Origin of the sequence: Streptomyces sp. NBC_01352 (assembly GCF_036237295.1) — a bacterium.
In the GTDB taxonomy this organism is placed as follows: Bacteria; Actinomycetota; Actinomycetes; order Streptomycetales; family Streptomycetaceae; genus Streptomyces; species Streptomyces plumbiresistens.
On the sequence record NZ_CP108354.1, the window covers coordinates 9,083,506 to 9,100,787 of the forward strand.

General features: G+C 71.1%; 21 protein-coding genes. 13 read left to right on the forward strand and 8 right to left on the reverse strand.

Features of this window, described 5'->3' with window-relative positions; all coding sequences use genetic code 11:
• The first annotated feature begins 92 nt into the window (after window positions 1–92).
• Window positions 93–719 (forward strand): PadR family transcriptional regulator, encoded by a 627-nt coding sequence (locus tag OG252_RS41665; RefSeq protein ID WP_266443424.1) that lies wholly within the window; start codon window positions 93–95, stop codon window positions 717–719.
• A gap of 114 nt (window positions 720–833) precedes the next feature.
• Here the strand turns inward: OG252_RS41665 and OG252_RS41670 are convergent, their stop codons facing one another.
• Window positions 834–1,262 (reverse strand): type II toxin-antitoxin system Rv0910 family toxin, encoded by a 429-nt coding sequence (locus OG252_RS41670; protein ID WP_266443427.1) that lies wholly within the window; start codon window positions 1,260–1,262, stop codon window positions 834–836.
• A 114-nt stretch (window positions 1,263–1,376) separates the two neighbouring features.
• Entirely contained in the window at window positions 1,377–1,565 is a 189-nt protein-coding gene (locus OG252_RS41675; RefSeq protein ID WP_266443433.1) for a hypothetical protein, read from the reverse strand.
• Window positions 1,566–1,763: 198 nt separating this feature from the next.
• Here OG252_RS41675 and OG252_RS41680 point away from each other — a divergent pair, with 198 nt between their 5' ends.
• From OG252_RS41680 to OG252_RS41690, 3 genes are all read left to right on the forward strand, one after another.
• Window positions 1,764–2,336 carry a Clp protease N-terminal domain-containing protein gene (locus tag OG252_RS41680; RefSeq protein WP_406491559.1) on the forward strand — a complete coding sequence of 191 codons (573 nt, stop codon included), beginning with the start codon at window positions 1,764–1,766 and terminating at the stop codon, window positions 2,334–2,336.
• A gap of 46 nt (window positions 2,337–2,382) precedes the next feature.
• Complete coding sequence (locus OG252_RS41685; RefSeq protein WP_266443439.1) at window positions 2,383–3,387, forward strand: EamA family transporter; 1,005 nt, start codon at window positions 2,383–2,385, stop codon at window positions 3,385–3,387.
• Between the two features lie 188 nt (window positions 3,388–3,575).
• Window positions 3,576–4,523, forward strand: a complete 948-nt coding sequence (locus OG252_RS41690; RefSeq protein WP_266443442.1) for a DMT family transporter — start codon at window positions 3,576–3,578, stop codon at window positions 4,521–4,523.
• A gap of 38 nt (window positions 4,524–4,561) precedes the next feature.
• On the opposite strand, the gene OG252_RS41695 is transcribed toward OG252_RS41690, so the two are convergent.
• A complete protein-coding gene (locus OG252_RS41695) occupies window positions 4,562–5,194 on the reverse strand; it encodes an FMN-binding negative transcriptional regulator (RefSeq protein ID WP_266443445.1) in 633 nt (210 codons plus the stop codon).
• Window positions 5,194–5,877, reverse strand: a complete 684-nt coding sequence (locus OG252_RS41700; protein WP_266443448.1) for a pyridoxamine 5'-phosphate oxidase family protein — start codon at window positions 5,875–5,877, stop codon at window positions 5,194–5,196. Before OG252_RS41700 ends, OG252_RS41695 begins: the two co-directional genes overlap by 1 nt.
• Window positions 5,878–5,912: 35 nt before the next feature.
• Here OG252_RS41700 and OG252_RS41705 point away from each other — a divergent pair, with 35 nt between their 5' ends.
• On the forward strand, window positions 5,913–7,244 hold the full coding sequence (locus OG252_RS41705; RefSeq protein WP_266443450.1) for an aminotransferase class I/II-fold pyridoxal phosphate-dependent enzyme: 1,332 nt from the start codon (window positions 5,913–5,915) through the stop codon (window positions 7,242–7,244).
• A gap of 58 nt (window positions 7,245–7,302) precedes the next feature.
• Here the strand turns inward: OG252_RS41705 and OG252_RS41710 are convergent, their stop codons facing one another.
• Entirely contained in the window at window positions 7,303–8,274 is a 972-nt protein-coding gene (locus OG252_RS41710) for a DMT family transporter (protein ID WP_266443453.1), read from the reverse strand.
• A 38-nt stretch (window positions 8,275–8,312) separates the two neighbouring features.
• On the opposite strand from OG252_RS41710, the gene OG252_RS41715 reads away from it, so the two are divergent.
• Window positions 8,313–9,215 carry a LysR family transcriptional regulator gene (locus OG252_RS41715; protein WP_329342698.1) on the forward strand — a complete coding sequence of 301 codons (903 nt, stop codon included), beginning with the start codon at window positions 8,313–8,315 and terminating at the stop codon, window positions 9,213–9,215.
• A 1-nt stretch (window position 9,216) separates the two neighbouring features.
• On the opposite strand, the gene OG252_RS41720 is transcribed toward OG252_RS41715, so the two are convergent.
• Window positions 9,217–9,684, reverse strand: a complete 468-nt coding sequence (locus OG252_RS41720) for a pyridoxamine 5'-phosphate oxidase family protein (protein WP_266443461.1) — start codon at window positions 9,682–9,684, stop codon at window positions 9,217–9,219.
• Window positions 9,685–9,823: 139 nt separating this feature from the next.
• Between OG252_RS41720 and OG252_RS41725 the strand changes: the two genes are divergently transcribed.
• Window positions 9,824–10,474 carry a cysteine hydrolase gene (locus tag OG252_RS41725; protein WP_329342702.1) on the forward strand — a complete coding sequence of 217 codons (651 nt, stop codon included), beginning with the start codon at window positions 9,824–9,826 and terminating at the stop codon, window positions 10,472–10,474.
• 3 nt (window positions 10,475–10,477) lie between these two features.
• Here the strand turns inward: OG252_RS41725 and OG252_RS41730 are convergent, their stop codons facing one another.
• The gene (locus OG252_RS41730; RefSeq protein ID WP_266443467.1) at window positions 10,478–10,954 is read right to left on the reverse strand and encodes a Rieske (2Fe-2S) protein; all 477 of its coding nucleotides are present in this window, start codon (window positions 10,952–10,954) and stop codon (window positions 10,478–10,480) included.
• A 218-nt stretch (window positions 10,955–11,172) separates the two neighbouring features.
• Between OG252_RS41730 and OG252_RS41735 the strand changes: the two genes are divergently transcribed.
• Together OG252_RS41735 and OG252_RS41740 are read left to right on the forward strand one after the other, a co-directional pair.
• Entirely contained in the window at window positions 11,173–11,955 is a 783-nt protein-coding gene (locus OG252_RS41735; RefSeq protein WP_329342705.1) for a HipA family kinase, read from the forward strand.
• Window positions 11,952–12,368: a DUF3037 domain-containing protein gene (locus OG252_RS41740; protein ID WP_329342707.1), complete on the forward strand. Its 417-nt coding sequence runs from the start codon at window positions 11,952–11,954 to the stop codon at window positions 12,366–12,368. The genes OG252_RS41735 and OG252_RS41740 overlap by 4 nt, the downstream gene beginning before the upstream one ends.
• A 28-nt stretch (window positions 12,369–12,396) precedes the next feature.
• On the opposite strand, the gene OG252_RS41745 is transcribed toward OG252_RS41740, so the two are convergent.
• On the reverse strand, window positions 12,397–12,852 hold the full coding sequence (locus tag OG252_RS41745; protein WP_329342709.1) for an excalibur calcium-binding protein: 456 nt from the start codon (window positions 12,850–12,852) through the stop codon (window positions 12,397–12,399).
• 284 nt (window positions 12,853–13,136) lie between these two features.
• Between OG252_RS41745 and fabG the strand changes: the two genes are divergently transcribed.
• The 4 genes from fabG (at window position 13,137) to ung (ending at window position 17,241) form a co-directional block, all read left to right on the forward strand.
• Entirely contained in the window at window positions 13,137–13,898 is a 762-nt protein-coding gene (gene fabG, locus OG252_RS41750; RefSeq protein WP_329342711.1) for a 3-oxoacyl-ACP reductase FabG, read from the forward strand.
• 20 nt (window positions 13,899–13,918) lie between these two features.
• Entirely contained in the window at window positions 13,919–14,677 is a 759-nt protein-coding gene (locus tag OG252_RS41755; protein WP_406498859.1) for an SDR family oxidoreductase, read from the forward strand.
• Window positions 14,678–14,867: 190 nt separating this feature from the next.
• A complete protein-coding gene (locus OG252_RS41760; protein WP_329342714.1) occupies window positions 14,868–16,448 on the forward strand; it encodes an ABC transporter substrate-binding protein in 1,581 nt (526 codons plus the stop codon).
• Window positions 16,449–16,557: 109 nt separating this feature from the next.
• Entirely contained in the window at window positions 16,558–17,241 is a 684-nt protein-coding gene (gene ung / locus OG252_RS41765; RefSeq protein ID WP_266443485.1) for a uracil-DNA glycosylase, read from the forward strand.
• Window positions 17,242–17,282: the final 41 nt, after the last annotated feature.

A 17,282-nucleotide genomic window follows, 5' to 3' on the forward strand; every position in this document is an offset into this window, starting at 1 on the left:
GGCCGTCGCAACCGAAGGGGCTTGTCTTGCGAACTGTTCCGATATATCGTTGAGGCATCGCGACAGATCAACGATGGAATGGAGTGATTGCGATGCGTTCCCACGGATTCGAACGTGGACATGGTGGTGCCGGTCGTCAGGGCGGCCGAGGCGGAGACGGTCGGCGGGGTGCCTTCGGGCCCTTCGGGCCGGGCGGCCCCGGTGGCGGTCCCGGCTTCGGCGGACCGGGCTTCGGGCCGGGACCCTGGGGGCCCCGGGGCCGAGGCGGACCGCGGGGGAGGGCGCGGCGCGGTGACGTGCGCGCGTCGATCCTGGCCCTGCTGAAGGACCGGCCCATGCACGGGTACGAGATGATCCAGGAGATCGCCGAGCGCAGTGGCGGGGCTTGGAAGCCCAGTCCCGGCTCGGTGTACCCCACCCTCCAGTTGCTGGAGGACGAGGGGCTGATCGCCAGTGCGACGGAGGGCGGCAAGAAGCTGTTCTCGCTCACCGACGCCGGCCGCACCGCGGCCGAAGAAGGCGCCGAGGCGCCCTGGGAGGAAGCCTCCCGCGGCGTCGACTGGGAAGCCCTCGGCGAGATCCGCCAGGCCGGCTTCGGTCTGATGGAGGCCTTCGGGCAGGTCTGGAAGACCGGCAGCAAGGAGCAGCGCGAGAAGGCGGTCGCCGTCATCAACGACGCCCGCAAGCGGCTGTACCTGATCCTCGCCGATGAGGACTGACGGCCCTAAGGCAGTGACGTGGCGCCCCGTGGAGTGATCCGCGGGGCGCCTTCGCGTTGCCGGTCGAGCGGCCGTCAACCAACCAGTTCGACCGTCAGCCGACCAGTTCGACCGTCAGCCGACCAGCGCGGCCAGCTTGCGCAGCGACTCGTTCAGCGCGGCCGTCGCCGAGTCCTTCAGCTTGCCCGCCATCAGCGAGACGGCGGCGCCGGTGAACTCGCCGTCGATCCGGACCGTCGTGGCGTCGCCGTCGGGGGTGAGGGTGTAGCGCGTGGCCACGGTCACGGCCATCGGGCCCTTGCCGCGGATCGCGAGCACCCGGGCCGGCTCCAACTCCTCGATGGTCCACTCGACCTCGGCCGGGAACCCCATCAGCTTCATGTTCTCCTGGAACGTCCCGCCCACCGCGAGGGTTTCGGGGCCGCCCTTGGGGAAGCTCGTGTGCGTCGTGTTCCACTCGCCGTACGCGGACCAGTCGGTCAGCCGGGCCCAGACCTTCTCCGCGGGTGCCTCGATACGTGACTCCGCGCTGACTTCGGCCATGCGACCACCTCTTCGTGTCGGGCTACGGTGTCGCGGAACGTAGCCGGATGGCCCGGAACATTCAATACTGATGAACCGTCAGAAGGGCTCGCTGTACTGCGGGTCCCCAACTCCTCAGCTCACGCGTCGTATCGCCGCTGCGTCGAACAGGTCCCACGCGCGCGGGAACGCGCTCTCGTCGTGACAGTGCCACGCCTCCCAGAACAGGTCGGCGAGCAGCGCCTCCTCCGGGGCGTACACCCGGTACACGTACTGCCTGCCGTCGACCGCCGGCAGAGCGACCAGCCAGCACCCGCTCTCCATGTCCGTGTGGGACGAACGACGGCGCGTCCCGGTTGCGTTCGGGGCGCGCGGCAAGGCGGCGCGCGCCGGTCAGGGTAAAAGGGCGTGATCTCATCCGTAAGGAGGAGATTCCGTCCCCCTGGGTCCGCTTCCCGTGGGACCCGAAGATGCTTCCTTTCGCGGATGACCCAAGAGTGCGGGACTGATGGGGTAGGGGATGTGCAACCCCGTATCCCCCGGCAGTCGGCCCAAGAGCCGGCGGCCGATCCCCGGTCCCCGGTCCCCGTGGACAACGATGCCAGGCTCAGTGCCGAACTGGCAGCGGTGGTCTCCGGTGCCCGGCGGCGGGCGGTCCGGGACGGCGACCGGCAGATCGACACGGCTCATCTGCTGCACTCCCTCCTGGAGGGCGACCCCGAGGTGCGGGACCTCTTCGACGCCGAACCGCAGTTCTCCCGCCTCCTCGGCTACCTCGTGCAGCGCAGCATCGGCTACGGGCTGCGCTGGCAGGGCAGCGTGGAGGACTCCGGTGCCGTGCCGGTGGTGACCGAGACCGAGGGCTTCTCGCCGCTGGCCGCCGGGGCGATGGAGTACGCGTGGGCGCGCGCCGCCCGGCGCGGTGGCGGCCCGGCCCGTGGCGTCGATCTCCTCGCGGCGATCGTCGTGGACCCGCAGGCACGGGCCGTCGAGGTGCTCGGCCGGGCCGGGATCGACGCGGGCGAGGTGTTCACCGAGGTCGAGCGCCGTCTGCAGGACACCCGGCGGACGGGACCTCGGCGGTCCAGCCGCTGAGACAGGTGTCAACGGGGGTGACGCTCATGTCATCGCCTGTCATCATGTGCCGGTGCATACGTCTGAGAGCAGTCAGGGCAGCCGTGGCAGGGGCGTCGGGCTCGGCCTCGCGCTCGCGTCCGCGCTCGCCTTCGGCGGATCCGGAGTGGCGGCCAAGCCGCTGATCGAGGCGGGTCTCGACCCGCTCCACGTGGTGTGGCTGCGGGTGGCGGGCGCGGCCCTGGTGATGCTGCCGGTGGCCGTGCGCCACCGCGCACTGCTGCGCCGCCGCCCCGCGTTGCTCGCCGGGTTCGGTCTGCTCGCCGTGGCGGGCGTCCAGGCCTGCTACTTCGCCGCGATCTCCCGGATTCCCGTCGGCGTCGCGCTGCTCGTCGAGTACCTCGCGCCCGCCCTGGTGCTCGGCTGGGTGCGGTTCGTGCAGCGGCGTCCGGTGACCCGTGCCGCCGCGTTCGGTGTGGTCCTCGCGGTCGGCGGACTCGCCTGTGTCGTCGAGGTCTGGTCGGGTCTGAGCTTCGACGCCCTCGGTCTGCTCCTCGCGCTCGGCGCCGCCTGCTGCCAGGTCGGCTACTTCGTCCTGTCCGACCAGGGCAGTGACTCCGGCGACCAGGCACCCGACCCGCTCGGGGTCATCGCCTACGGTCTCCTCGTCGGCACCGCCGTACTGACCGTCGTCGCCCGCCCCTGGACCATGGACTGGTCCCTGCTCGCCCGCAGCGCGGACATGGACGGCACGCCGGTCGCCGCCGGTCTGCTGCTCGGCTGGATCGTGCTCGTCGCCACGGTCGTCGCCTATGTCACCGGCGTGGTCTCGGTGCGCCGCCTCTCCCCGGCGGTCGCGGGTGTCGTGGCCTGCCTCGAAGCCGTCATCGCCACCGTCCTCGCCTGGGTGCTGCTCGGCGAACACCTCTCGGCACCACAGATCATCGGCGGCGCGGTCGTCCTGGCCGGCGCGTTCATCGCGCAGTCGTCGGCGCCCGCCAAGAACTCGCCGGAGCCGGTGGCGAGCGGCGGCACGGAAAGGGAGTTGTCGGCCCGTGGAACCGCCACCTAAGCTCCCGATCATGCATTCTCACCGCATCGTTCTCCCGCCGCCGGCCGCCTGAGGCGGGCCCTCCGGATCTCACGCCCGGCGCACTGCCGGGCCGAACGGTGCTGCCCGCAGACGAAGTCCGTGGACCCCGCCGAGCGGGCGTCCTTTCCCGAACTTCAGCGCATCTTGCGCATCTGCGGAGAGAACGCGTGTCGAATGCTGCTTCCGGCCTGCCCATCGGGCGAGGCCTTCTCTATCTGATCGTCGCCGGTGTCGCCTGGGGCACCGCGGGTGCGGCGGCCTCCCTGGCCTACGGGGCCAGTGACATCGGACCCGTCGCCCTGTCCTTCTGGCGCTGCGCGGCCGGGCTGGTCCTGCTGCTCACCGCCCGCCTGCTTCGAACGGGCGGTGCGCGGGCCGCCGTACGGGAACCACTGCGTCACAAGGCGCGGCGAGCCGGCGTCACCGGTGTCTGCCTGGCCGTGTTCCAGACGGCCTACTTCGCGTCCGTCGAGGCCACCGGACTCGCCGTGGCCACCGTCGTCACCCTCGGCGCCGGTCCCGTCCTCATCGCGCTCGGAGCGCGGCTGACCCTGGGGGAGCGGCTCGGGCGCGGCGGAGTGCTCGCCGTTGCCGGAGCGCTCGCCGGGCTCGGGGTGCTGATGCTCGGGGGCGAGGAAGCGTCCGTACGGCCGTGGGGTGTGCTGTCCGGGCTGCTTTCGGCCGCCGGGTGCTGCGTGATGACCCTGGTCACGCGGGGGCGGGGCCGTGACGGCGGTGCGGATGCCACGAGTACCTCCGTGTGGACGTTCGCGGTCACCAGCCTGTGCCTGCTGCCGTTCGCCCTGGCCGAGGGGCTGGTGCCGCACACCACCGAACCCGGGCTGCTCCTGTGGCTGTTGGCCTACATCGCGGCCGTCCCGACCGCCCTCGCCTATGCGCTCTACTTCGCGGCCGCCGCGGTCGTCCGATCGGCCACGGTGTCGGTGATCATGCTGCTGGAGCCGGTGGGTGCCGCGGTGCTCGCCGTGGCGCTGCTCGGTGAGCGGCTCACCGTGACCACGCTGGCCGGGACCCTGCTGATGCTCGGGTCGGTCGCCGGGCTCGCGGTCGCGGAGACGCGGGGCGCGGCGGACGGGGAAGCGGTGCTCGTGTGACGACGAGGGGCCCTTCGCGAAGGAGGGCCCCTCGAAGCTCACCTTCCGCGCCTGTCCAGCAGATGCCCGCGCGCCGCCGCGTCCCGCGGGCCGCTCCGGTCCGCGAGGCCGGCCGCGATCCGGTCCTGGACCTCCGCGGGCCGGTGCCCCGCGTACTTGAACTTCGCCCGTACGGCGACCACCTCGAGCCGCAGCCCGCGGATCCCGGACAGCTGCCTGCCGTACGGCGCCTCACCCGCCGCCACGCGTGCGGAGCCGCCCTCCGGCTGGAAGTGGCCGACCTGCCGGTTGAGGAGGGCGGCCTTCTCCGCCGGATCGTCCACGACGTGGGCCGTGCAGCGGAGTTGGACCGCCGCGTACAGGCTGGTGGGCGTGCCGTGTTCGGACGGGGCGTCCGCAGGCGCCTGCCAGGGTCCGGGGACGTACACATAGTCGTCGACCACGCTCAGCAGAACCTCCGGGTTCGCCTCCAGGGCGTCCCACAGGGGGTTCGGGCGGGCCAGGTGCGTGAGCGCCTCGCCGCGCTCGGCGTCGTAGACGAAGTGCAGGGGCTGGACGTGGGGCGGCTCGCCCGGAAGGCCGTTGACGGCGAGCTGCCCGAAGTCGTGGACGGCCAGCCAGCGTTGCCATTCGGCGTCGTCGCGGGGCGCGTCCCAGGGATGGATCAGCATCACAGGGCCTTGAGGTAGCCGGGGACCTCGGTGCCGGGGGCCAGGCCGGCGTCGCCGACCGGAGTCTCGTAGCCCTTGCGCAGCGGGACGACGCCGGCCCAGTGCGGGAGGGCGAGGTCCTCGGGCTCGTCGTTGACGCCGCCGGTGCGGAGCTTGGCCGAGACCTCGTCGAGGTCGAGGCGGATCACGGCGGTGGCGGCGAACTCCTTCTTGTTGGCCGGCCGCGAGTCACGCGACCGGCCCGGTACGACGTGGTCGACCAGCGCGTCCATGGCCAGCCGCTTCTCCTCCGGATCCGTCACGTCGCGGGCGATGCCGTGCACGACGACCGACCGGTAGTTGATCGAGTGATGGAAGGCCGAGCGCGCCAGGATCAGCGCGTCGACGTGCGTCACCGTCAGGCACACCGGGAGGCCGGGGTCGGCCTGTCCGGTCATCCGCAGCGGGCGCGACCCCGTCGAGCCGTGGACGTAGAGCCGCTCGCCGACCCGGCCGTACAGCGTGGGCAGCACGACCGGTGCGCCGTCACGGACGAAACCCAGGTGGCAGACGTAGGCCTCGTCGAGTATCGCGTGCACCAGCTCCTTGTCGTACGAGGCCTTGTGCGCGGCGCGGGTGGGGACGGTGCGGTCGGTCGGGGCATAGGCGGCGGGCTGCTTCGTCGTCTGCGGGGTCCCCTGCATTGCGCTCTCCATTGCACTAGTGCATACTTGGCTTTGTGCTAGGAGATTACCGGATCGAAGGCCGGCGTGCAGCGGAGATTTCGGCGAGCATCGAGCAGGCGGTGGGCGCCGGTGAGCTGATGCCCGGCCAACTGCTGCCTCCGATGCGGGAGTTGGCCCTCGAACTCGGCGTGAATCCCAATACGGTCGCGGCCGCCTACCGCACCCTGCGCGAGCGCGGGGTCATCGAGACCGCCGGGCGCCGGGGCAGCCGGGTGCGGCCCAAGCCGGCCACCACCGGGCGCGAGCACATCCGGGTGGATGTGCCGGAGGGGGTGCGGGACGTGTCGAACGGCAACCCGGACCCCGCGCTGCTGCCCTCCCTGGCGCAGGCGTTCGCGGCGGCCGCCGAGCAGAGCGACCGGCAGCCGGTCATGTACGGAGAGGCCCCCGTCGAGCCGGAGCTGGCGCGGATCGCACGGGCCGCACTGGACGCCGACGGGGTGCCGGACGGGCCGCTCGCCGTGGTGTCCGGCTCGCTGGACGCCATCGAGCGGGTCCTCGCCGTCCACCTCAAACCGGGGGACACCGTCGCCGTGGAGGACCCGGGGTGGGGCAGTCTCCTCGACCTCGTACCGGCGCTCGGGCTGCGCACCGCACCCGTGGGCGTCGACGACGAGGGGCCGCTCCCGGACCAGGTGCGCGGTGCCCTGGCGGGCGGGGCACGCGCCCTGATCGTCACCGACCGGGCGCAGAACCCGACCGGTGCCGTGGTGAGCGCCACGCGCGCGCGTGCCCTGCGGTCCGTGCTCCGGGCGCACCAGGAGACCCTGCTGATCGAGGACGACCACGGTCACGGCATCGTGGACCTGCCCCTGCATCCCCTGGCGGGCGTCACCCGCAGCTGGGCCTTCGTGCGCTCGGTCGCCAAGGCGTACGGCCCCGACCTGAGGCTCGGCGTGCTCACCGGGGACGCCGTCACCGTCGACCGGGTGCGCGGACGGCAGCGACTCGGGCCCGGCTGGGTCAGCCGGATCACCCAGAGGGCCGTGGTGCGGCTGTGGGCCGACGGCGCGCTGGACACACCGGCCGTGGCGGCGGCTTACCGGGCGCGCCGGGACCAGCTGATCGAGGCGCTCGCGGCACGCGGCATCGAGGCCCACGGACGGTCCGGCCTGAACGTGTGGATCCCCGTGCCCGACGAGACCGGAGCCGTCGCCCGGCTGCTGCACTCCGGCTGGGCTGTCGCCCCCGGCGCCCGCTTCCGGATGAGCGCACCGCCCGGCATCCGGATCAGCGTCTCGACCCTCGACGCCGACGAGACCGGACCGCTGGCGGACGCGGTCGCCGCCGCCCTCGGTCCGGCCCCGGTCCGGAGTTACGTCTAGAGCTTGGGGTCCCGGTCCGAAGTTACGTCCAGGGCTCCGGCTCTGGCCAGGCCTCCGTCTAGAGCTTCGGCTTGGGCCTGACCTGCGTCAGCGCCGCCCCCGCCAGCACGATCGCCGCCCCGGCCGGTGTCGACCAGCTCAGCGACTCGCCGAGGATCGCGACGCCGGCGGCGGTGGCGATGACCGGGATGAAGTAGGTGACCATCTGGGCCGTCGTCGGGCCGACCTCGGCGACCAGGCCGTACTGGAGAAGGACCGCGAGGCCCGTGCCGAGGGCTCCCAGGGCGGCGATCGCCAGCAGGGGAGTGATCGCGAAGTGGGTCGGCAGGCTGGTGAACAGCGGGGTGACGACGGCCAGTTGGAGCGTGGCCAGCAGCAACTGGGCCCCGGTCAGCGACAGGTTCGAGTGACTGGAGCCTGCCAGGGTGCGACGGACGTGGATCCAGCCGATCGGGTAGCTGAGCGAGGCCAGCAGCGCCATCGCCGTGCCCGAGGCGTCCAGGCCGTGGAAGCCCTGCCAGGCGCCGAGGACCGTCAGGACGCCGAGGAAGCCGAGACCGAGACCCGCGACCCTGACCCGGGTCGGCCGGTCCTCGGACAGGGCGACCAGGGACAGCGCCATGCCCCACAGCGGCGAGGTCGCGTTGCAGATGCCCGCGAGCGTGGAGGGGATCGTCAGCTCGGCGTAGGCGAAGAGCGAGAACGGCAGCGCGTTCAGGAAGAACGCGGCGACCGTCAGATGCGCCCAGGTGCGCGCGCCGCGCGGGAGCCGCTCCCGCCGCACGGCCATCGCGGCGGCGAGCACCGCCGTGCCGAAGACCAGGCGGCCGAGCGTGACCTGGAAGGGGGCGTAGCCCTCGGTGCCCACCTTGATGAGCAGGAAGCTGAAGCCCCAGATCAGTGAGAGGGCGCCGAAGCGCAGACGCCAGTCGAGGGCGGGGCGGGGCCGGGACGCGGTCCTGGCCGCGGTGCGGGTGGCGGTGACGGTGCTCATGGGCACCACGATGGCGCCCACAACCTCGTAGCACAATCGAGATTTCCCGCCCGGTACCTCGTAGTATTGCTTACATGTTGAACCTGGAGCGCCTGCGCACCCTCGACGCCCTCGCCCGGCACGGCTCGGTCAGCGGCGCCGCCGAGGGGCTGCACATCACGACCTCGGCCGTCTCGCAGCAGATGTCCAAGCTGGAGCGAGAGGTCGGCCAGCAGCTCCTCGCCAAGCACGGGCGGGGGGTGCGGCTCACGGACGCGGGCCGGCTGCTCGCCGAGCACGCGGCGCGCATCCTGTCGCAGGTCGAACTCGCCCAGTCCGACCTGGAGGCCCAGCGCGGCCAGGTCGTCGGCGAGCTCAGACTGTCGGCGTTCCCGACGGCCGCGCGCGGCCTGTTCCCCGCCGCGCTCGCCGCCCTGCGCGCACAGCACCCGGCCCTGCGGATCCGCTCCTGCGAACTGGAACCCGAGAGCGGCATCGCCGGGGTGATCCGCGGCGACCTCGACCTCGCCGTCGTCCTCGACTGGTACAACAAGCCGATGCCCCTGCCCGACGGCCTGGTCAAGGCGCCGATCCTGGACGACCCCGCCGACGTGGCGCTGCCGGCCGGCCACCGGCTCGCGGACCGCGCCGAGGTGGACCTCGCCGAGTTCGCCGAGGACGAGTGGATCACCTGGGGCGAGGGCGAGTTCTGCCACGAGTGGCTGATGTTCACGCTGCGCTCCAAGGGCATCGAGCCGATCGTCGGCCACCGCGCCGCCGAGACGCACACCCAACTCGGGCTGGTCGCCGCGGGATTGGGGGTGTGCATCGCCCCCCTGCTGGGGCGGGAGCCGATGCCCGCCGAGGTCGTCACCATCCCGCTGAAGCAGCGGGTGCGCCGGCATGTGTACGTCGTCTGGCGCGCGGACGCCGACCGCCGCCCGTCGATCCGGGCGGCGGTGCAGGCACTCAAGTCGGCGGCCGAGACGCTGGGTTGAGCTACAGCGAACCCAGCTTGCGGAAGTCCCAGGAGACGATCTTCTCCGGGGTCAGCCGTATCCACGCGTGCCGGCCGTCGTGCGGCATCTCGTCCAGTCGGAAGTTCTTGCGCGCGAACAGCGTTTCGGGCAGGTCGAGTTCCGCGCGCAGCTCGCCGGTGCGGGGAGCCTCGCCCACGAACTCCACGGCACCCGACAGCTCGACGCCGCGCAGTTCGTCGTACTCCTCGCCCGTGTCCACCACGATCGCGACCCGTGGATCGCGCCGCAGATCGGTCCACCGCTTGCTGCGCACCACCGAGTACAGCCACATCGACGTGCCGTCCCAGGCGAACCAGAGCGTGCTCACGTGCGGTGCGCCGGCCGCGGACACGGTGGCGACCCGGCAGGTGCGCTGGCTGGTGAGGAACTCGTCCAGCTCACCGGGTGTCATCATGATCTTCCGGCCCCGGCGCTGAGTGACGGTCATGCGGCCCCCTCTTTCTCCCACGTCGTGCCAGAGGAGAGATCCTCTGACATCACGTCAGAAAAAGCATGAGGCGTCTTCCGTCCCCGCGCAATGGTGGCTAATCTCACCTGCCCCAGACAGTCGGCGACAAGGGGAGACCATGCCGTCGTACGACCGCCTCGGCGAGCTGCTCGACCCCGCGACCACCGTCCTGCTGACCGTCGAGTGCCAGCAGGGCGTCGTCGGACCCGACAGCGCCCTGCCCGAACTCGCCGAGGAGGCACGCTCGTCGGGGGCCCTCGCCAACGTCGCCCGGCTGGTCGCCGCCGCGCACGAGGGCGGAGTCCAGGTGATCCACGCGATCGCCGAACGCCGCCCCGACGGACGCGGCGCCAGCCGCAACGCCCGCCTCTTCCGCGCCGCCGAACGCCTGCCCGTCCAGCAGCTGTCCGGCACCACCGCGGTGCGCCCGGCGGCGCCGATCGAGGTCGCCGAGGAGGACTTCGTCGTACGACGGCTGCACGGACTGTCTCCCCTCCAGGGCACCGAGGTCGACGCGCTGCTGCGCAACCTGGGCTGCCGCACGCTGATCGTGACCGGGGTCTCGGCCAACGTGGCGATCCCCAACGCCGTCTTCGACGCCGTGAACCGCGGCTACACCGCCGTCGTACCGACGGACGCCATCGCGGGGGTGCCCTCCGACTACACCCCCGCGATGATCCGCCACACGCTCGCATTGGTCGCCACGGTCGCGACCACGGACGAGGTGCTGGCCTGCGTCAGCCGGCGGCGCCGTACGGTCCGGCGCTGACGGTCACGCGAGGGTGATCGAATCCCCGCTCACGGTTATCTGCATCTCGGGCAGCGGCGTCTTCGCCGGACCACTCTTCACGCTGCCGTCGGTGATCGAGAAGTTGCTGTTGTGACAGGGGCAGTTGATGACGCCGTCGGCGACGCTTTTCACCGCGCAGCCCTGGTGGGTGCAGGTGGCCGAGAACGCCTTGAACTCGCCCGCCGTCGGCTGCACCACCACCACCTTCTGGTCGGCGAAGACCTTCCCGCCGCCCTCGGGGATGTCGGCGGTCGACGCGAGCGCCGTGCCGCCCCCGGCCGAACCGTCCCCGGTGGGGCTGCTGCTGCCGGACGAGTCGGCGGGGGCGGACGAACTCGACGAGTCGTCGTCCGAGCCGCCGCACGCGGTCAGCGCGACGGCGAGCCCAGCTGCTCCGGCCGCCGCCACGACGGTACGACGGCCCGGCCCCGACGTGGACTTGAACGATGCGCTGGTCATGGTGCGATTCCCTTCGGAAGGCTGCGCGATCTGCCGACAGGTACGGTCGGCGCAGATCGCCTGTTCAGACGATGTCGAAATCTTGACCTGCTCTCGTTGAGTCGTGGGTAAAGCGGCGCTATCGGTTCGCTGTCCGGCCTGTCGGTTTCCTGTCGGAGCCGGCGCACCGCCGTCCGGGCCGCCTCCGACGGCCATCCATACGTCGGTAACCTGGGGCGATGCTCAAGGAAGTGATCGCGACCCGCTACATCACGCCCCTGCGTGAGGGCGGCTCGCTGCCGGGGCTCGTCGAGGCCGACGATCTCGGAACGTACGTCATGAAGTTCACCGGTGCCGGGCAGGGCCGCAAGACACTGGTCGCCGAGGTGGTGTGCGGGGAACTCGCCCGGCGGCTCGGTTTTCGGATGCCGCGCCTGGTGACGATGGGCCTCGACCCGGTGCTGGGGCTCGGCGAACCCGACCAGGAGGTGCAGGAGCTGCTCAGGTCCAGCGGCGGCACCAACCTCGGCATGGACTTCCTCTCCGGCGCGCTCGGCTTCGACCCGCTCGCCTTCACGGTGAGCCCCGAGGAGGCCGGGCGGATCGTCTGGTTCGACGCGCTGGTGAACAACGTCGACCGCTCCTGGCGCAACCCCAACCTCCTGATGTGGCGGGGCGAGCTGTGGCTCATCGACCACGGCGCGACCATGATCTGGCACCACAACTGGCCCGGCGCCGAGGCCTCGGCGGTCCGCCCGTACGACGCCTCCGACCACGTGCTCACGCCCTTCGCGCCCGATGTCGCCGCGGCCGCCGCCGGGCTCGCGCCGCTGGTCACCGAGGAGCTCCTGGCCGAGGTCACCGCCGAGATCCCGGACGTGTGGCTGTCGGACGAGCCGGGTTTCGACACGCCGGACGAGCTCCGTCGGGCCTACGCGCGGCCACTGGTCGCGCGCGCCGCCGTCGTCCACGACCGCATCAACGGCATCGAGGGCATCGAGGGCATCGGGGGAAGCAAGTGACCGAGCGCCACATCATCAGGGGGAGCGACCGCAACGAGCGGGACGTCTTCGAGTACGCGCTGCTGCGCGTCGTACCCCGTATCGAGCGCGGCGAGTGCATCAACGCCGGAGTGCTGGTGTACTGCCGTGCCCAGTCCTACGTCGGCGTGCGCACCCACCTCGACGAGGCGAAGCTGCTGAGCATCGACCCGGACGCGGACCTGGCCGGCGTACGGGCCGCCCTGCGTGCCGTCGAGCGGATCTGCGCGGGCGACGAAGCGGCGGGTCAGGCCGCTCGCGACGACGCCGGACGACGCTTCCGCTGGCTGATCGCGCCCCGCTCGACGGTCGTCCAGCCGGGGCCCGTGCACACCGGACTGACCACCGACCCGGCCGCGGAGACCGACCGGCTCCTCGGCCTGCTGGTGCGGTGACGGAGCCGGCGCCGCGGCGTGCCGCCCGTCAGGACCGACGTCGCTTCACCACATAGCCGATCGCGAGGACGCCGCCGGCGACCAGGGTCAGGCCGACTCCGGTGGTCCAGCCGCTCGGCCCGGAGGCCGACGCCCCGCCCAGCCCGCCGCGCACGCCCTGCGTCGGGGTGACGACCGCCGTCGGAGTCGCGGTGACGACGGGGGCGGCGGTCATGGCGGGAGCGGTGGTCCTGGCGGGAGCCGCGGTCGAGGAGGTGACGGGGTCGCCGCGCCGGGGCAGTGCCTCGCAGGCGATGCCGTCGTCGGGGCCCTGGTCCTCGTCGAGCCGGTTCGGATCGAAGGGGTCCGAGTCGAACACGGCCTGCGCCTCCTCCTGGTAGGTGAAGTGGCTGCAGTCCAGATCCTGGGCGTGGGCGATGTCGGCCAACGGCACTATCGCGGCGATCGCGATCAGCGTGCCGGCGGCACCGGTACGACGGCGCATGGAGCGCCTCCTTTCCGGCCACGAGTGGCCCGCGCTCCGACGCTATGGGCCATATGGCGCAGGGGCGCGCAGCGCTGAGCCGATCGGGTGCCGCGGGCGGCCGCCGGTGCGGGACGATGGCGGGCGGGCGCGGCCTGCCCGGCCCGGCGGCGCAGGTAATGGATCACACACCACCGGCCTGCCGTTGACACCGCGTGCCAGGGCTTCTAGCGTCACGTCTGCTGAAGGTACTAAGCGGTCGCTCACCACATGGGCGTCTTTCTCAAGGGCGAGGAGAACCAGCAATGTCCACCACTGAGCAGCGGGTCGCCGTGGTCACCGGCGGAGCGCGCGGCATCGGCGCCGCCACCGCCGTACGACTGGCCGCCGAGGGTCGCGCGGTCGCCGTGATCGACCTCGACGAGGCCGCCTGCAAGGACACCGTGGAGAAGATCACCGCGGCGGGCGGCAAGGCGATCGCGGTCGGCGCGGACGTCTCCGACGAGGCCCAGGTCGAGGCAGCCGTCGCGCGCGTCACCGCGGAGCTCGGCGCCCCGACGATCCTCGTCAACAACGCGGGCGTGCTCCGCGACAACCTGCTGTTCAAGATGAGCGTCTCCGACTGGGACACGGTCCTGAACGTGCACCTGCGCGGCTCGTTCCTGATGACCAAGGCCGTCCAGAAGCACATGGTGGACGCCGGCTTCGGCCGGGTCGTCAACCTCTCCTCGTCCTCCGCGCTCGGCAACCGCGGCCAGGCCAACTACTCCGCCGCCAAGGCCGGTCTGCAGGGCTTCACCAAGACCCTCGCCATCGAGCTCGGCAAGTTCGGCATCACCGCCAACGCCGTCGCCCCCGGCTTCATCGCCACCGACATGACCGCCGCGACCGCCGCCCGGGTCGGCATGGGCTTCGAGGAGTTCAAGGCCGCGGCCGCCACCCAGATCCCGGTGGCGCGCGTCGGCGAGCCCGACGACATCGCCAACGCCATCGCCTTCTTCACGAGCGAGGCGGCCGGTTTCGTCTCCGGCCAGGTGCTGTACGTCGCCGGCGGACCGCTCGACTAGGGATCAGGGACATGACTTCGATGGAACTCCCCGAGCTTTCGGGCAAGGTCGCGCTCGTCACGGGTGCCAGCCGCGGCATCGGTTACGGCATCGCCGAGGCGCTCCTCGCGCGCGGCGACCGCGTGTGCATCACCGGGCGCAACGAGGACGCCCTCAAGGAGGCCGTCGAGCAGCTCGGCGCCGACCGGGTCATCGGCGTCGCGGGCAAGGCCCACGACGTGGCCCACCAGGCCGTCGCCGTCGAGCGCACGATGGAGGCCTTCGGCCGCGTCGACTACCTGGTCAACAACGCCGGCACCAACCCGGTGTTCGGGCCGATCGCCGACCTCGATCTGGACGTCGCCCGCAAGGTGTTCGAGACCAACGTGGTCTCGGCCCTCGGCTTCGCGCAGCGGACCTGGCACGCCTGGCAGAAGGACAACGGCGGCGCGATCGTCAACATCGCCTCCGTCGCGGGCGTCTCCGCCTCGCCCTTCATCGGCGCCTACGGCATCAGCAAGGCCGCGATGATCAACCTGACCATCCAGCTGGCGCACGAGTACGCGCCCAAGGTGCGGGTCAACGCGATCGCCCCGGCCGTCGTGAAGACCAAGTTCGCGAAGGCCCTGTACGAGGGCCGGGAGGAGGAGGCGGCCGCGGCCTACCCGCTGGGCCGGCTCGGCATGCCCTCCGACATCGGGGGCGCCACCGCGTTCCTCACCTCGGAACAGTCCGACTGGATCACCGGCCAGACGCTGGTCGTCGACGGCGGCATCTTCCTGAACGCGGGCGTGGGCTGACCTTCCGCACATCGGCACGGGCGCTCGTCCACGAGGGCGGCGCCCGTGTCGCGTACCGGACCTTCACACCTCGATGACAACGTCGTCATACGTCATTCGATCAAAAGGTCATCTGGACGGTAGCTTCAGCGGGCGAATCGCTGCGGTATGGTCTGCCGACCCTTGGTACGGCATTTCGAGGAGCAAGCGCGTGTTCATCCGGAACCGATACCTGCCGCCACTCGCGGCCCTCGCGTCCATATCCCTGGTGGCCGGATGTGGTGTGTTCTCCTCGGACGCCTCCGGTGACGAGGCGCCGCTAGTCGTGGGAACCACCAGTGCTCCGGCCACGCTGGACCCCGCGGCGTCCTGGGACAACTCCTGGGAGCTGTTCCGCAATGTGTACCAAACCCTCCTGAACTACTCCCCCGGTGCGGCCGAGCCCGAGCCCGACGCCGCCGAGAGCTGCAGATTCACGGACGATTCGAGCACCGTGTACAGCTGCACGCTGCGCAAGGACCTGAAGTTCTCCAACGGGCACACGCTGGACGCCAAGGCCGTCAAGCACTCGTTCGACCGGATCAAGGAGATCAACGTCAATGGCGGACCCGCGGGTCTGCTGGGGACTCTCTCCCGGGTGCAGGTGAAGGGCGACCGTGAGGTCGTCTTCCATCTCAGCCAGCCCGACGCCACCTTCCCCCTGGTGCTGACCACGCCCGCCATGTCGGTCGTGGATCCCGAGGAGTACCCCGCGGACGCGCTCCGCAAGGACGGGAAGATCACCGGCTCGGGGCCCTACAGCCTTGCTTCCTTCGAGGAGGGCAAGAAGGCCGAGCTCGTCCGCAACGACAACTACCACGGCATAGCGGACCGCAAGAACAGCGCCGTCACCATCCGCTACTTCCAGCAGTCGGACGAGATGGTCAAGGCTCTCAAGGACAAGCAGATCGCGGTCATCTATCGCGGTCTCGGCGCCTCGGACACCGTGAACCTCGAAACCAACCAGAAGGCCGAGAAGCTCCAGCTCGTCGCGAACCCCACCACCGAGATCAGTTACCTGGTCTTCAACCCCAGCGACCCGTGGGCCGCGAAGCCCGCGGTCCGCAAGGCTGTCGCCCAGGTCATCGACCGCCCGGCGCTCGCGCACAACGTCTACAAGGACACCGTCGAGCCGCTGTACTCCATGGTCCCCCGGGGCCTGGTGGGCCACACCACGGGCTTCTTCGACGACTACGGGGCCCCCAGCGTGTCCAAGGCCAAGCAGATCCTCACGGAAGCGGGCATCACCGAGACCGTCCCGCTGCAGCTCTGGTACACGAGTGACCGCTACGGCTCGACGACCAAGCCCGCCTTCGAGGAGCTGAAGAGGCAGCTCGAGGCCTCCGACCTGTTCAAGGTGACCCTCAAGAGCCGCCCCTGGAAGAACTACGTCGAGGGGTACCAGAAGGGCGAGTACCCGGTGTTCGGGCGCGGCTGGTTCCCCGACTTCAACGACGCCGACAACTTCATCGCGCCCTTCGTGGGCGAGCAGAACGCGCTCGGTACCCCGTACGAGGCACCCGAGATCACCGGCAAGCTGCTGCCGGAGTCGCGTGCGGAGAGCGACCGCGCGGCTGTGGGCAAGCAGATCGAGGAGGCCCAGCAGATCCTTGTGGACGACGCGCGGCTGCTGCCTCTGTGGCAGGGCAAGCAGTACGTGGCCGCGAACGAGGAGATCGCCGGTCTGGAGAAGGTCATCGACCCGGCGACGATGATGGTCATGTGGGAGCTGTACTGGAAGACCAGCTGGTAGCGGGGCCGGTTGTGCGGTCCGCGGGGCCGGCTGTCAGTGGTCGCCTGTAGGTTCTGTGGCCTGGACGTGAGCGCACGTCCCAGTGACCGCACACCGTAAGGAAGTTGACGTGACCGACATCGCCATGCTGCCCGAGTCCTGGCGCGGGGTCCTGGGCGACGAGCTGCAGCAGCCCTACTTCAAGGAGCTGACGGAGTTCGTCGAGGAGGAGCGAGCGAAGGGTCCGGTCCACCCTCCGCGCGAAGAGGTCTTCGCCGCGCTGGACGCGACGCCGTACGAGCGGGTGAAGGTCCTCGTCCTCGGCCAGGACCCGTACCACGGCGAGGGGCAGGGACACGGCCTGTGCTTCTCGGTCCGCCCCGGTGTGCGGACCCCGCCTTCGCTGCGCAACATCTACAAGGAGATGAAGGAGGAGCTCGGGCTGCCGATCCCGGACAACGGCTATCTGATGCCGTGGGCCCAGCAGGGCGTCCTGCTGCTCAACGCGGTCCTCACGGTCCGGGGCGGCGAGGCCAACTCGCACAAGGGCCGGGGCTGGGAGAGGTTCACGGACGCGGTGATCCGCGCGGTGGCCGACCGGCCCGACCCGGCGGTGTTCGTGCTGTGGGGCAACTACGCGCAGAAGAAGCTCCCGCTGATCGACGAGACCCGGCACGTGGTGGTCAAGGGAGCCCATCCCTCCCCGCTGTCCGCCAAGAAGTTCCTCGGCTCCCGCCCGTTCACGCAGATCAACGAGGCGATCGCCCGCCAGGGCCACCAGCCCATCGACTGGACCATCCCGAACCTGGGCTGACTCCCGGACCAGGGCCTGACCTCACCTCCGGGCCGGTTCAC

What these genes read in the sequence shown, in the direction of transcription:
- OG252_RS41665 (WP_266443424.1), top strand. Translation starts at nt 93, where the DNA reads ATGCGTTCCCACGGATTCGAACGTGGACATGGTGGTGCCGGTCGTCAG.
- OG252_RS41670 (WP_266443427.1), bottom strand. Translation starts at nt 1,262, where the DNA reads ATGGCCGAAGTCAGCGCGGAGTCACGTATCGAGGCACCCGCGGAGAAG.
- OG252_RS41675 (WP_266443433.1), bottom strand. Translation starts at nt 1,565, where the DNA reads ATGGAGAGCGGGTGCTGGCTGGTCGCTCTGCCGGCGGTCGACGGCAGG.
- OG252_RS41695 (WP_266443445.1), bottom strand. Translation starts at nt 5,194, where the DNA reads ATGCTGATCCATCCCTGGGACGCGCCCCGCGACGACGCCGAATGGCAA.
- OG252_RS41700 (WP_266443448.1), bottom strand. Translation starts at nt 5,877, where the DNA reads ATGCAGGGGACCCCGCAGACGACGAAGCAGCCCGCCGCCTATGCCCCG.
- OG252_RS41715 (WP_329342698.1), top strand. Translation starts at nt 8,313, where the DNA reads ATGTTGAACCTGGAGCGCCTGCGCACCCTCGACGCCCTCGCCCGGCAC.
- OG252_RS41720 (WP_266443461.1), bottom strand. Translation starts at nt 9,684, where the DNA reads ATGACCGTCACTCAGCGCCGGGGCCGGAAGATCATGATGACACCCGGT.
- OG252_RS41725 (WP_329342702.1), top strand. Translation starts at nt 9,824, where the DNA reads ATGCCGTCGTACGACCGCCTCGGCGAGCTGCTCGACCCCGCGACCACC.
- OG252_RS41730 (WP_266443467.1), bottom strand. Translation starts at nt 10,954, where the DNA reads ATGACCAGCGCATCGTTCAAGTCCACGTCGGGGCCGGGCCGTCGTACC.
- OG252_RS41735 (WP_329342705.1), top strand. Translation starts at nt 11,173, where the DNA reads ATGCTCAAGGAAGTGATCGCGACCCGCTACATCACGCCCCTGCGTGAG.
- OG252_RS41745 (WP_329342709.1), bottom strand. Translation starts at nt 12,852, where the DNA reads ATGCGCCGTCGTACCGGTGCCGCCGGCACGCTGATCGCGATCGCCGCG.
- fabG (WP_329342711.1), top strand. Translation starts at nt 13,137, where the DNA reads ATGTCCACCACTGAGCAGCGGGTCGCCGTGGTCACCGGCGGAGCGCGC.
- OG252_RS41755 (WP_406498859.1), top strand. Translation starts at nt 13,919, where the DNA reads ATGGAACTCCCCGAGCTTTCGGGCAAGGTCGCGCTCGTCACGGGTGCC.